4 protein-coding genes are annotated in these 14,132 nt (G+C 73.7%); 1 reads left to right on the forward strand and 3 read right to left on the reverse strand.

Annotation, left to right across the window (positions count from 1 at the left end; translation table 11 throughout):
* Window positions 1-34 precede the first annotated feature (34 nt).
* The gene (locus tag NI25_RS01070; protein WP_061440595.1) at window positions 35-1,150 is read left to right on the forward strand and encodes an alpha/beta hydrolase-fold protein; all 1,116 of its coding nucleotides are present in this window, start codon (window positions 35-37) and stop codon (window positions 1,148-1,150) included.
* Window positions 1,151-1,195: 45 nt separating this feature from the next.
* Here the strand turns inward: NI25_RS01070 and NI25_RS40715 are convergent, their stop codons facing one another.
* The 3 genes from NI25_RS40715 to NI25_RS01080 form a co-directional block, all read right to left on the reverse strand.
* A complete protein-coding gene (locus NI25_RS40715) occupies window positions 1,196-1,273 on the reverse strand; it encodes a 50S ribosomal protein bL37 (protein WP_370454205.1) in 78 nt (25 codons plus the stop codon).
* A gap of 131 nt (window positions 1,274-1,404) precedes the next feature.
* Window positions 1,405-3,105, reverse strand: a complete 1,701-nt coding sequence (locus NI25_RS01075) for an ABC transporter transmembrane domain-containing protein (RefSeq protein ID WP_061440596.1) — start codon at window positions 3,103-3,105, stop codon at window positions 1,405-1,407.
* Entirely contained in the window at window positions 3,092-14,098 is an 11,007-nt protein-coding gene (locus tag NI25_RS01080) for a non-ribosomal peptide synthetase (RefSeq protein ID WP_061440597.1), read from the reverse strand. Before NI25_RS01080 ends, NI25_RS01075 begins: the two co-directional genes overlap by 14 nt.
* Window positions 14,099-14,132: the final 34 nt, after the last annotated feature.

A 14,132-nucleotide genomic window follows, 5' to 3' on the forward strand; every position in this document is an offset into this window, starting at 1 on the left:
GCCTTCGGGCTTCGCGCTCCACAAGGAGGCCTTCATGGAGTTGGCGGGGGAAGAGCCGTTCACCGGGTTCGGGCTGCCCGGCACTCCCGGTACGGACGCCTTCTGGGCCACCGCGCGCACGCCCGCGTCGGTGCCGGACGGCGCGGGCGGCTGGACGACACTGTTCCTGCGGCGCGGGTCCGAGGCGGCGACCGTCGCCTTCGAGAGCTGGTCGGAGCCGGTGCCGCTGCGCCGGTGGGGCGTCACGGACTGCTGGTACGCGCTGGTGCGCATGCCGGCCCGGCTGCGGGTGACGTACCGCTTTTTGGTGGGCGACGCCGCGTACGCCGACCCGTGCAACCCGGCCGGTGCGGGCGGCGAACGGTCCGTGGCCGCGACCCCGGACGCGCCGCCCCAGCCGCACTGGCCGGCGGTCGGCGCCGACGACGTCCTGCCCCTCCCCCGCACCCGGCTGCGGTGGACGAGCGAACGACTGGGCGGGCGGCGTACCGTGCGGGTCCACCCGGCGGGCGGGGGCGGACCGTTGGTACTGCTGCTCGACGGGGACGACTGGCTGCATCTGCACCCGGCCGCGACCGCGTTCGACTCGGCCGTCGAGAGCGGTGAGATGCCGCCGGTCACGCTGGTGTTCCTGCCCGCCAGGGACCGCGCGGCCGAGTTCGGCTGCCGGCCAGGACTGTGGGAGGCGGTGCGGGACGAGTTGCTGCCCCTCGTGGCCGAGAGCGGTGTGCCCGCCGACGCGGACCGGCTCGTGGTCGCGGGGCAGAGCCTGGGCGGGCTGAGTGCCCTCTACGCGGCGGTGGAGTTCCCCGGTCTGGTCTCGCGGGTGGCCTGCCAGTCGCCGTCGGTGTGGTGGACTCCGGAGGCCGTGGACCGGGCGGACCCGCTGGGCGGCCCGCTCGGCGGCACCCTCGCGGCCCGGCTGCGCGGGCGCCCCGACCTGTCCGGGCTGCGGGTGGCCTTCGACGTGGGCGAGCACGAGAGGCGGATGCTTCCGCACTGCTGCCTGGTGGAGGATCTCACCGAGCGGGCCGGTGCGACCGTGCGGGTCTCCAGGTCGGCGTCGGGCCACGACCGGGCGGGCTGGCGGCAGGCGCTCCTGCGGGACGTGGCCTGGGTACTGGCGCGGGACGGCGTGGCCGGAACGTGAGGGTGGGCGGCGCGGCCGCCGCCCACCCTCGACGCCGGGGCGTCCTCAGCTCTGGGGACGCTTGCCGTGGTTGGCGCCGTTCTTGCGGCGGGCCTTCTTCTTGCGACGTCGTTTCGAGGACATCGATACCTCCTTGCGCTCGGGTTACACACGATTTGCACCGGATTGTCGCCTCCGGTGATCACAGAGCCCCTTTCCTGTCGGCGCCGGGCCAAACATCCGGCGCGGGGGCACCTGGTCAACGGGCCGGCCGGTCATCTGGTCACTGCCAGGCGGTACTGCTCGTCGGTGGCCAGCAGGCGGCGGTGCGTGTCCTCGGCGGTGACGACGCCGTCGTCCAGGACGAGCACCCGGTCGGCGGCGTCCAGCAGGGCGGGGCTGCTGGTGATCACCAGGGTGGTGCGGCCCCGGCGCAGTTCGGCGACGCCCCGCGCGATGAGCTGTTCGGTGACGGCGTCGACGGCCGTGGTCGGGTCGCGCAGCACCAGGACGTCGGTGTCGGCGGCCAGGGCGCGGGCCAGGGAGAGCCGCTGGCGCTGGCCTCCGGAGAGGTTGGCGCCCCGGTCCCGGACGGCGTGGTCGAGCCCCTCCCGGTGCAGGGCGACGACGTCGGTCAGCATCGACGCCTCGACCGCTTCGGAGACGACACGGCTGGTGCCCGTCGGGTCGATGTTGGAGCGCAGGGTGCCCGCGAAGATCTCGCCGTCGTACGGGTTGACCAGCAGATGCTCGCGGACCGCCTCGACCGCGAGGTCCGCGACGTCGCGCCCGCCGACCCGCACCGTGCCCTCGTAGGCGTCGGGCGGGACGTTCAGGGCGAGGACCGCCGCGAGGTCGGCGGCGGCGCGCGGCTGGTACGCGGCGACGGCCACGAACTCGCCCGCGGACACCCGGAAGCGCACCTTGCGCAGTGTCCCGTGGCGGACGCAGTCCACCTCCAGGCCGGTGCCCCCGGCCGGCCGTTCCCGCCCCGGTGTCGTCACCGGCGGCGCGGTGAGGACCAGGGCCATCCGCTCGGCGGAGGCACGGGCGATCATCACGTACTTCGGCATCTCGGAGAACAGCTTCAGCGGTTCCATGATGAACTGCGCGAGACCCACGGCCATGACCAGTTCACCGACGTTGATCCGCCCCTCGAAGGCGAGCCACCCCGCCGTGAGGGTCACGGCCGCGGCGAGCACCGCGTTGAGGGCGAGGGCGGTGCCCGCGTAGACACCGCCCACGCGGGCCACGGTGACCGACTGGTGCTTCGCGTCGGTGCTGACCCGGCGGTAGGAACGGAACGCCGCGTGGTTGCCGCCGAAGCCGTGCAGGGGGCGCAGGCCGATGATGAGGTCGGCGACCTTGGCGCCCGCACGCGCCACCCGCGCCTGCTGCTCACGGGTGCTGGAGCCGATGCGTTTGGACATCACGCTCAGGACGGACAGGATCCCGACGGTGCCCACGATGACCAGCAGTCCGAGCCGCAGGTCGGCCAGCCCCAGGGCGAGGGCCGCGATCAGCACCGCCACCAGCGAGCTGATCAGCAGCGGCACCACCTCGATGATGTCGGCGGTCTGGTCGGCGTCCTCGGTGGCGATGGTCAGCACCTCGCCGGACTTGAGGTCGACGTCCCTGGCGACCGGCTGGAGTCCCGCGCCCGCGACCCGGACCCGCCAGCGGTGCGCCTCGGTCGTGTTGGCCTTCTGCAGGATCCGCATCCCGAACCGCCAGGACAGCGACACGGTCGTGATGATCACGGCCAGCGCGGCCACGGAGAGGCCGAGTGCGCCGGGGCTGCGGTGGCGCATGGTGTGCTCGACGATCAGGCCGAGCGCGATGGGGAAGGCGGTCTCACCGGCCTGGTAGAGACCCATGAGGACGGTGCCCCAGGCCATCGCGCCGACGTTGCGCCGCAGGGCGGTACGGAGGATGTCGGACCCCGCGCGGGGCCGCTGGGTGTCAGGAGTGGTCATCGAGGTGGCGGGCAATCGCTTCCGGGGTTCGCAGGGTGAACAGATCGCGAATCGTGATCACTGGACCGTACTCCCGGCGGAGCAGCCCGGTCAGCCGCACCGCCAGCATGGAGTGGCCGCCGAGGGCCGTGAAGTCGCTCACGGCGCTCACCTCGTCGTCGTCCAGGTCCAGGGCCTCGGCGAAGAGTTCGCACACCGTCGTCTCGGTCTCCGACTCCGGTGCCCGCTCCCCTGCCGTGGTCAGCGCGCCCAGCGGCTTGGCCTCCGGGAGCGCCTTGGTGTCGGCCTTCCCGTTCACGGTCAGCGGGATGCCGTCGACCTGGGCGTAGTGGGTGGGACGGAGGAAGTCCGGCAGTGCGGCGCCGACTTCGGCGGCGACCTCGGCCAGGTCCGCGCCGTCCAGGACGAGATACGCGGCCAGCCGGTGGGCGCCGTCGACCTGCGGATCGGGCTGGGCGACGGCGGCGACGAACCGCACCGCCGGGTGGGCGGCGAACGCGGCCTCGACCTCGCCGAGTTCGACCCGGTGGCCGCGGATCTTGACCTGCTGGTCGGTGCGGCCGAGGTAGGTCAGGTTCCCGTCCGGCCGCCGCGCCACCAGGTCCCCGGTGCGGTACATGCGCTCGCCGGGGGCGCCGAACGGGCAGGCGACGAAGCGGTGCGCGGTCTGCGCGGGCTGCCCGAGGTAGCCGCGCGCGATACCGATGCCCGCGACGTACAGCTCGCCGGGGACGCCGTCGGGCAGCGGTCGCAGCCACGGGTCCAGGACGTACACGTCCGTGTTGTCGATCGCCACGCCCACCACCGGGTCGGAGCACTCGAAGGTGCCGACGCCGAGGGTGTTGATGGTGTATTCGGTGGGCCCGTACAGGTTGTAGCCGACGGTGCCCTCGGTCTCGGCCAGCCGCGTCCACAGTGCCGGGGTGACGGCCTCGCCGCCCAGCAGCACCAGCGCGGGCCTGCGGGCCGGGTCGTCGAGCAGGCCCTCGGCGACCAGTTGCTGCGCGTAGGTCGGGGTGACGTTGACGACGTCGATCCCGTGCTCCAGGCAGTACTCGACCAGCCTGGGCGCGTCGCGGCGCAGTTCCTCGTCGCAGACGTGCACCTCGTGGCCGTCGGCGAGCCAGAGCAGTTCCTCCCACGACATGTCGAACGCGAAGGACACGGTGTGGGCGATGCGCAGGGTCCGGTGGCCGTGCGCCGCCAGGACGGGTTCGAAGATCCGCCGCCGGTGGTTGAGCAGCATGTTGGTGAGTCCCGCGTACTCGGTCACCACCCCCTTGGGCCGGCCGGTCGAGCCGGAGGTGTAGATGGTGTAGGCGGGGTGCCGCAGCCGGTCCGGGTCGTCCGGCGCGAAGGTCACGAACGGCTCGGCCTCGGGCAGCGGACGGTCCAGCTCGATCAGGTCGAGGCCGCCGCCGAGCCGGTGCGCCACCGTACTCACGGTGAGTACGGCGTCCGGGCGGGCGTCCGCGACGATCGCGGCGATCCGCTCGTCCGGGTGGTCCAGCTCGAGCGGCACGTACGCCGCGCCGGTGCGCAGCACGGCGAAGAGGGCCACGATCGAGTCGAGGGAGCGCGGGATCGCCAGGCCCACCGTCGTCTCCGGGCCGATGCCGCGCCGGACGAGCACACCGGCCACCGCCCGGCTGCGGTCCCGCAGTTCGGCGAAGGTCAGGGTCGATCCGTGGGCGACGAGTGCCGTCCGGCGCGGGGCGCGGTCGGCCGCCCGGTCGAAGCGGTCCACGACGGTGTCCGTGCCGACGTCGGTGCGTTCGGCGGGCTCGGGCGCCGGCGCCAGACCGGGAAGGGCCCCGATCGTCGCCGTGGGCCCGGCGGCCCCGGTCAGGTCGTCGAGCACGCGCAGGTAGTCGTCGAGGAGGCCGCGGGCGCCCGGGGTGTCGTGGTCGCGGTACTCCAGTTTGACGGTGAGCCGGTCGCCGGGGGTGACCACCCAGGTGAACGGATAGTGGGTCGAGTCGTCGGCGCGCACCGAGGTGATGCCGTGCCTGGCGTTCATCTCGGCGAGGGCGTCCAGGTCCAGGAAGTTCTGGAGGACGAACAGGTTGTCGAACAGCGTGTCGTGGCCGCCGGCCCGCTGGATCTCGCCGAGCCCGAGGTGCTCGTGCTCCATGGCCTCGACCCTGGCCGCCTGCACGGCCGTCAGATAGGCGCCGACCGTGTCGTGCGGCCGGGCCCGCGTCCACATGGGCACGGTGTTGAGCAGTACGCCCACGACGTCGGCCAGTCCCGCGCCCTCCCGGCCGGAGACGGTCACGCCGAAGACGGCGTCGGCTCGGCCGGTGCGCGCGCCCAGGAGCAGGCCGAAGGCTCCGGTCAGCACGGTGTTCAGGGTGACGCCGTGGGTCCGGGCCGCCTCGCGCAGGGCGTCCGACTGTCCGGAGGACAGCGTGTGCACGAGTGCGCGCGGCAGGGCGTCGGGAAGGGCGGGCGACGGTCCGGCGAGCAGGGTCGGGCCGGGCAGATGGGCGAGGTGCCGGGCCCAGAAGCGTTCCGCCGGGGCCGGATCCTTCGCGGCGAGGGCCCGGGCGTGGTCCTCGAATCGCGGGCCGGCCGGTACGGCGTCCAGGGGAGCGCCCTCCAGCACGGCACGGTAGGCGTCGAACAGGTCGCGCAGCACGATCTCCCGCGACCAGCCGTCCCACAGCAGCAGGTGGTAGCTGAGCAGCAGGCCGTCGCGGTCGTCGGGCAGACGGACCACGGTGAGCCGGATCAGCGGCGGTTCGCCGGGGTCGAATCCCGCCTCCCGGTCCCGGAGGCGGAGGGCGTCGGCCTCCGCCTCCGTCGCCGCCTCGACCGTGCGGACGTCCACCCGCCGGCCGGCGGAGAGGACCTGGACGGGGTTCCCGTCCTCGTCCGAGGTGAAGCCCGCGCCCACGGCCGAGTGCCGTGCGAGCACGTACGCCATCGCCTGGGACAACGCCTCGGGGTCCAGGCGCCGTTCGAAGGTGAACCAGCTCTGGGCGACGTAGTGCCCGGCCGGGCCCGCCAGCTGGGCCTGGAAGTACAGGCCCCGCTGGAGCGGGGTGACCGGCGCCGTACGCTCGGCCGTGCCGGCGGCGTCCGCGAGGTGTTCAAGGGCACGGTGCCAGTGCTCGGTGATCTCGTCGGGGACGCCCTCGGCGAGGGTGAAGGCCGCGTGCAGGCTGCCGGTGGCGGCGTCGGTCCAGGCGTTGACCTCGACGGCGTACGGACCGCCCGGGTCCGCGCCGGTGAGCCGCGGTGCCTCCGACTCGCCGCCCCGGCCCAGGTAATTGAACAAGACCTGCGGGTGGGCGGCGGCGAGCAGCGGGGCGGTCTGCGGGTTGAGGTACCTGAGCCCGCCGTAGGCGACGTGCGCGTGCTCGTCCGGCTGGCGTTCGGCGACCTCGCGGGCCGCGGCGACGGGGTCGGTGTGGGCGGTGAGCCGTACGGGCGCGATGGCGGTGAACCAGCCGACCGTGCGGGTGTAGTCGTGGTGCTCGAGGGCCGGGACCCTGCCGTGCCGCTCCAGGTCGACCGCCAGGTCGGTGGGCGACGGCTGGACGCGGGTCAGGGCGGTGCGCAGCGCGCCGCACAGCAGTTCGGTGAGACCGAGGCCCAGTGCGGCGGGCGCGGTGCGCGTGACGCGGTCGCTCACGTCGGGTGCGAGTACGACCGTCCGCTCGCGCGGGTTCCGGGCGGCGGGCAGCGGGGCGGGGGCCTGGAGCGTGGTGATCCAGTGGGCCAGGCCGTCGGACCCGCGAGTGGACCGGTGCGTGAGTGCTTCCGCGTACTCGGCGTAGGAGGTGGTCGGCGGGGCCAGGGCCGCACCGCGCATGGCGGTGGCCAGGTCGTCCAGCAGGATCAGCCAGGACACTGCGTCGACGGCGAAGTGGTGCACGACCACCACGAGGGTGCGGCTCGCCTCCAGCCAGGTGAACGCGATGACGTCGCCGGTCTCGGGGTCGAGCCGGCCGGCCGCCTCGTCGGCCGCGGTCGTCGCGTCCGTGCCGGCGGCGCGGGCGACCGTGACCTCGCGGACGGGGTCGGTGCGCAGGGACCACACCCCGTGGTCGGTCCGCAGCCGCAGTCGCAGCGCCGGGTGCGTGGCGACGACGGCCCGTGCGGCGCGCTCCGCGTCGGCGAGTCCTGTCCCGTCGGGTGCCGTCAGCGTTCTGGCCTGGGCGAACCGGGCGAGGGAGCCGCCCAGTCCCCGCCGGCGCAGGATGATCGGCGTGGGCGGCAGCGGGCCGTCCTCCTGGCGGGCGGGTGCGGGTGCCGTGGCACGGGGCGTGCGGGTGGCCAGGTGCTCGGCGAGCGCGCGCGGGGTGCGGAGCAGGAACACGTCGCGGGGTGCGACCGGCAGGCCCAGCGCCCTGGCGCGGTTGATCACGGTGATGGCGACGATGCTGTCGCCTCCGGCGGTGAAGAAGTCGGTGTCGGCGTCCGGGACGGAACCGGGCAGCGTGTCGGCGAAGATGTCGACGAGGGCGGCGAGGGCGGCGCCGTCCCCGCCCCCTGTCGCCCCGCCGTCCGGCGCAGCACCGTGCAACGCACCACCGATCGGCGCACCCGCGCTCGGCGCGTCCACGCTCGCGGCCGGTGGCAGCGCCGCGCGCTCGGCCAGCGCGTTGCGGTCCAGCTTCCCGTTGACCGTCAGCGGCAGGGCGTCCACCGTGAGGACCCGGCCGGGCACCATGTGCGCGGGCAGTTTCGCCGCCAGCAGCGCGGTGAGGTCCGCGGGCACCCGGCCCACGACGTGCGCGACCAGGTGGTCCTCACTGTCCGCCACGGTGACGGCGGCGTCGACCACGCCGTCGAGATCGCGGATCGCCGACTCCACCTCGCCCGGTTCGATGCGGAATCCCTTCAGCTGCACCTGGTCGTCGGCGCGGCCGACGAACTCCAGCTCGCCGCCGAACGTCCGGCGGGCGAGATCACCGGTGTGGTACATGCGGGAGCCGTCCGCCTTGAACGGGTCCGCCACGAACCTGCCCGCGGTCAGCCCCGGCCTGCCCAGGTAGCCGAGCGACACCTGGTCGCCGGCGACGTAGATGGCGCCCACCCGGCCGGGCGGCACCGGGCGCAGCCGGTCGTCGAGCAGGTGGGTGACGAGGCCGGGGACCGGTCCGCCCACCGGGCTGGCGGTGGCGGCGCCCGGAGCGAAGTCGGCGGCGGTCAGCACCCGTTGGGTGACGTGGACGGTGGTCTCGGTGATGCCGTACATGTTGACCAGCCGGGGCGAGTCGGTGCCGTGCCGTTCGACCCAGTCGCGCAGCCGCCCGAGGTCCAGCGCCTCCCCGCCGAAGATGATCCGGCGCAGTGCGGGCAGCGGCTCGCCCGCGTGCCGGTCGGCCTCGGCGAAGCGGTGGAACGCCGACGGGGTCTGGTTGAGCACCGTCACCCCGCGCTCGCGGACCAGGCGGTGGAAGTCGACCGGGGAGCGGGTCAGCCCGTAGTCCGGCACGAGCAGCTCACCGCCGTGCGCGAGGGCGCCCCACAGCTCCCAGACGGCGAAGTCGAAGGAGAAGGAGTGGAACTGGACCCACACGTCGTCCGGGCCGAAGGCCATCTCGGGCCGGGTGCGGTCGAGGAGCGTCACGACACTGGAGTGCGGGACGACGACGCCCTTGGGCCGGCCGGTCGATCCGGACGTGTAGATCACGTACGCCGGGTCGTGCCAACCGGGTCCCGGCTCCGGTTCCCCGGCGGGGTGCGGGTGCTCGTCGTGCTCCTCCCCCGGCACCAGCACGCGGGCCGGCACGCCGGTGCGGGCCAGCAGCCGGGTGAAGCGGTCGCGCTGCCCGGGGTCCACGAGGACGACCTGCGGGGCGGAGTCGGCGAGCACGTACTCCAGACGCTCGTCCGGGTACGCCGGGTCCAGCGGCACGTAGGCCGCGCCGGTGGCGACGACGGCGACCAGGGCGGCGACCTGTTCGACGGAGGGCGGTACGGCGACGGCGACCCGCTTGCCGGGGCCGGCGCCGGCCGCGCGCAGGACGGCGGCCAGGTCGTCCTTGGCCCGGGTCAGTTCGCCGTAGGTCACGGACCGGGTGGCGCCGTCGAGCGCGCACTGGGTGACGGCGGTGGCGGCCGGGGCACGGCGCGCCGCGGCGTCGAACAGTGCGCTCAGGGTCGTCGGTGCGACCGGTTCGGCGCGTCCGGCTCCCCCGGGCGCCAGGTCGTCCACCGGGGTGTCCGGCCGGGTGAGCAGGCCGGTGAGGTTGCTCGTGAACGTGTTCAGGATCCCGCGGACGTCGGTCTCCCGCAGCAGCTCGGCGTCGAAGATCAGATTGAAGCGCGCGGCGCCTTCCGGCGTACGCTCCACCACCAGGGTCAGCGGATAGTGCGGGGAGCCCTCGTTGACGACGTCGGTGACGACGAGTGTGTCGCCGGGGCGGCTCAGCGCGTGCACGTCGGCCGCCACGTCGAAGACCACCAGGGTGTCGAAGAGCGCACCGGTGCCGGCCCGGCGGGCGATGCGCGCCAGCGAGACGTGCTGGTGCGGCAGTACCGCGCTCTGGTGCGCCCGGACGGAGGCGAGCAGTTCGCGGGCGGTCGTGGTGGCGGTCCACCGGGCGCGCAGGGGGACCGTGTTGATGAACAGGCCCACCATGTCCTCGATGCCGGGCACGTCCGCGTCCCGTCCGGACACCGTGGAGCCGAAGACGACGTCGTCGCTGTGCAGGATGCCGCCGAGCGTGAGCGCCCAGGCGCTGTGCACGGCCACGCTCAGGGGCACACCGGCCGACCGGGCCGCCGCGTCGACGTCGGTGTCCGCCGTCACGGCGACGTCGGCGAAGTGCTCCGAGGGTGTGTGTCCTTCGGCGATCAGGGACGGCCCCGCAAGCCCGGCCAGTTCCCCGGCCCACACCCGGTCGCTCGCCTCGTCGTCCCGCGCCGCGAGACGGCGTGCGTGGTCGGGGAAACCGCCGCGCGCGTAACCGGACCCCGGGGCGTGGTACTCGGCCAGCAGGGTGCGCAGCATGGGCGGCACCGACCAGCCGTCGGCGACGATGTGGTGCACCGTCTGCACCAGGACGTGCCGGCCGGCTCCGGCGCGGATCAGCGTGTACCGCATCAGCGGGCCGGCGGCCAGGTCGAATCCCGCGCGGCGGTCGCGCTCGGCGAGCTCGTGGATCTCGTCGTCGGTGATGCCGGGACGGTCCAGTGTGGTGAAGGGCGCCTCGGCCCCGCTCTCCAGTACGCAGACCACGCGGCCGTCGGCGAGGGCCACGAAGCGTGCGGCCAGGTTCGGGTGCAGGGTGAGCAGCCGGGTGGCGGCCGCCGCCAGCCGGGCCGGGTCCGCCTCGCCCTCCAGGGTGAGCAGTTGCTGTTCGACGTATCTGCCGGTGGCTTCGTCGTAGACCGAGTGGAAGTACAGGCCTTCCTGCAGCGGTGTCAGGGGGAGGATGTCCCGCAGCGCCGGGCCGTCCAGGGCGTCGACGTCGTCCTGGGTGAGCGTCAGCGGGCGGAAGTCGCTGGGTGAGTGGCCGCCGTGCTCCAGCGCGGCCAGCCCGGTGAGCGCCTCCCGGTAGTAGGTGCCGAGGGTCGTGATGTCCGCGTCGGTGAACACGCCGTCGGGCCAGGAGACGGCGGTGACCAGTTCGTAGGCGCCGTCGGCCGCGGGTTCGGCGATCGCGTTGAACTCCAGGGCGCGGGGCAGGCGCATGCGCGGGTCGCGTTTCTCGCCCAGTTGTCCCGTGGTGCGGGCGAGTTGCCAGTCGGCGGACGTTCCCGCGTCGAAGCGGCCCAGGTAGTTGAAGAGCACCTGGGGTGCCGGGGCGTCGAAGGCGACCTGGGCCAGATGGCGCAGGGCGCCGTAGGAGACGCCGTTGTCCGGGACGCGCGCGAGGTCTTCCTTGACCGCCTTGAGGGCGGCGGCCAGGTATTCGGGTGCGGTGGGGTCGGCGGCCGTGCCGGGGTCGACGGTCACCGGGAAGAGGGTGGTGAACCAGCCGACGGTTCGGGAGAGTTCCGGCTCGAAGCCGGCGGACGGGGCGACGAAGCGCGGCTCACGGCCGTGGCCCTCGAGTTCGATGTGCGCGAAGGTCTGCTCCTGGCCGAGGTGGCGGCGCCATCGGGCGAGGGCGACGGCGAGCGCGGTCACCAGTACGTCGTTGACGCCCGCGTGGAACTTCGCGGGTGTCGCACCGAGGAGCGCGGCCGTGGTCCGGGCGTCGACCGGGAGGGCCCGGACCCGCTCGCGCGCCACGGTGTCGTCCGCGGTCAGGTCGCGTCTGCCGAGCGGTTCGTCCGGCCCGGGCAGCGGGCGCCGGTAGGGGGCGCCGTCCGCGTCGAACGCCGCGCGCTCGAGCAACTGGGTCCAGCGCCGGAACGACGTTCCCTCCGCCGCAAGTTCGATCGCCGCGCCGGAGGCGAGCTGTCGCCAGGCCGTGGCCAGGTCGTCCATCAGCACCCGCCAGGACACGCCGTCGATCACCACGTGGTGGACGACGAGGACCAGGTGCCGTGACGTGCGGCGCCAGACGGCGCGCAGCATCGCGCCGCCCGTCGGATCCAGCCCTTCGGTGGCGAGGGCGAGGCACGCTTCGAGCGGCAGGTCGCTCTCCTGCCAGAGCGCCGCTGCCGGTGCCGCGTCAGTGTCCGCGTCCGCGTCCGGGATGTCGAACCCCCAGCGCTCACCGCGCACGAGCCTGGCCCGCAGCATGGGATGGCGGTGGACGACCGCGGCGAGGATCGTGTCGAGGGCGTCGGCGGTCAGGTCCGCCGGGGTGTTGAGCACGACGGACTGGACGAAGCCGTCGACGGCGTCGGTGGTCTCGCCGAGCCACTGCACGACGGGGGAGCCCACGACGGTGCCCGTGGGCACGTCGCGGTGGTCCACGGCCGTGGTGTCCTCGCGACTCGCCACCGCCGCCAGCGCGCCCACCGTGCTGTGGGTGAAGATCTGCCCTGCCGTGACGTACAGTCCGGCGTCGCGCAGTGCGCTCAGCAGGGAGATGGCCAGGATGCTGTCTCCGCCGAGCCGGAAGAAGTCCTGGTCGACGCCGACCCGGTCGAGGTGGAGCAGTGCCGCGACCGCCGCGCACACCGTCCGCTCCTCGTCGGTGGTGGGCGGGACGACCGAGGCGGTGCCGACGACCGGCTCGGGCAGCGCGTTCCGATCGAGCTTGCCGTTCGCGGTGAGCGGGAACTCCGTCATCACGACGACGTGGGTGGGCACCATGTACTCGACCATGTGCGCGCCGGCCCAGGCCTTGACGTCGTCCGCGCGCAGGTCCTCGTGGCCGGCGGCCGGGATGACGTATCCGACGAGGTAGGTGCCGCCCGCCGTGTTCTTCTTCGCGACGACGCAGGTGTGCCGTACTCCGGGGTGCTCCGCGAGGCCGGCCTCGACGTCCTCGATCTCCAGCCGCATGCCGCGGATCTTGACCTGGTTGTCCGCGCGGCCGAGGAAGTCGAGGGTGCCGTCGGGGGCGAAGCGCGCGAGGTCGCCGGTCCGGTACAGCCGGGAGCCGTCGTTCGCGAAGGGGTTCGCCACGAACCTGGAGGCGGTGAGCCCCGGGGCGTTCACATAGCCGCGCCCCAGCAGCAGTCCCCCCGCGTACAGTTCGCCCCCGACGCCGACCGGGACCGGCCGCAGTTCGTCGTCCAGGACGTAGAGCTGGGTGTTGGGGTTGGCCCGGCCGATCGACGTCGACAGGCGCTCCGCCGCGCCCCGGTAGACGACGTGCGAGACCCCGATCGTCGTCTCGGCCGGGCCGTAGCCGTGGTACAGGGGGATGCCGAGTCGGGCTCGGAAGCGCTCGTACAGCTCGGGAGTGAGGACCTCGCCGCCGCACCAGACGTGCCGGAGGCTGTCGAGGCGTCCCGAGTCGCCCGCCATTTCCAGCAGTACGTCCAGCATGGACGAGACGAGGTAGGTGAAGGTGACGCGCTGTTCGGCGATCACACCGAGCAGGTGGTGCGGGTCGCGTTCCCCGCCGGGCCGCAGGACGACGAGCCTGCCGCCGCTGACGAGGGGCAGGAAGATCTCGTTGACGGAGATGTCGAAGGACAGCGGGGCCTTGAACAGGGACGCGTCGTCGTGCCCGAAGCCCAGGATCTCGTGGATCTGCCACAACAGGCGCTCGCTGATGGCTTCGTGCCGGATCATGGCGCCCTTGGGCCGCCCGGTCGAACCGGAGGTGAAGATGACGTACGCCAGTGAGTCGCCGGGGACGGTGACGCACGGCCCTTCGGTGGGGTGGGTCCCGAACCGCCAGTCGCCGAGGTCCACGGCCACGGCTTCCGGCTCGTTGGGGGCGTGCTCGCCCGAGGAGTTGAGCTGTAAGGCGACCCGGGCGTCCTCGACGACGACGGCCCGGCGCTCCGCGGGCCAGTGCGGGTCGAGCGGGACGAACGCGCCGCCCGCCTGGAGGACCCCCAGCAGCCCGATCACCATCTCGGCGGAGCGTTCCAGCGAGATGCCGACGACGTCTTCGGCGGTGAGCCCGCGGGCGACGAGATGGTGGGCCAGTTGCGCGGACAGCTCGGCCGTCTGGCGGTAGGTCAGGGTCCGGTGTTCGTCGACGACGGCCACGGCGTCCGGCCTGGCGCGGGCCTGTTCGCGGAACATCTCCACCAGGGTGGGGCGCACCCGGTCGGCGCCGGTGTCGTTCCAGCGGGCGAGGTCCTCCAGCCGCTCCGCCGGGCCGGACGGGCCGATGGTGCCGAGCGGCCGGTCCGGAAAGCCGGCCAGGTCGTCGAGCGCGCGCTGGACGTCGTCCGGTGCGACACCCTCCGGGAGGGTGATGCTCCGGCCGTCGGCGGCGACGGCCCAACCGCAGGGCGCCGTACCGCCGTTGTCGACCCAGGCGAGCACGTCGGTGAAGAGCGTGCCCGCGGTGAGGTCGAGGCCGGAGGGGCCCTGGCCCGAGGCCCAGTACGACAGTCCGACGGCGCACGCCTCGGCGATCACCCGGTCGGAGAAGCCGCCGGTGCGCCGGCGTATGTCGGTCAGCTGCCCAAGAGAGAGCCGGACGAGAGAAGCGGTCGGTTCCATCATCGAAGACTCAACGCCCCTTCCAAGGAATGAAGGC

Source organism: Streptomyces sp. CCM_MD2014 (assembly GCF_000772045.1).
In the GTDB taxonomy this organism is placed as follows: domain Bacteria; phylum Actinomycetota; class Actinomycetes; order Streptomycetales; family Streptomycetaceae; genus Streptomyces; species Streptomyces salinarius.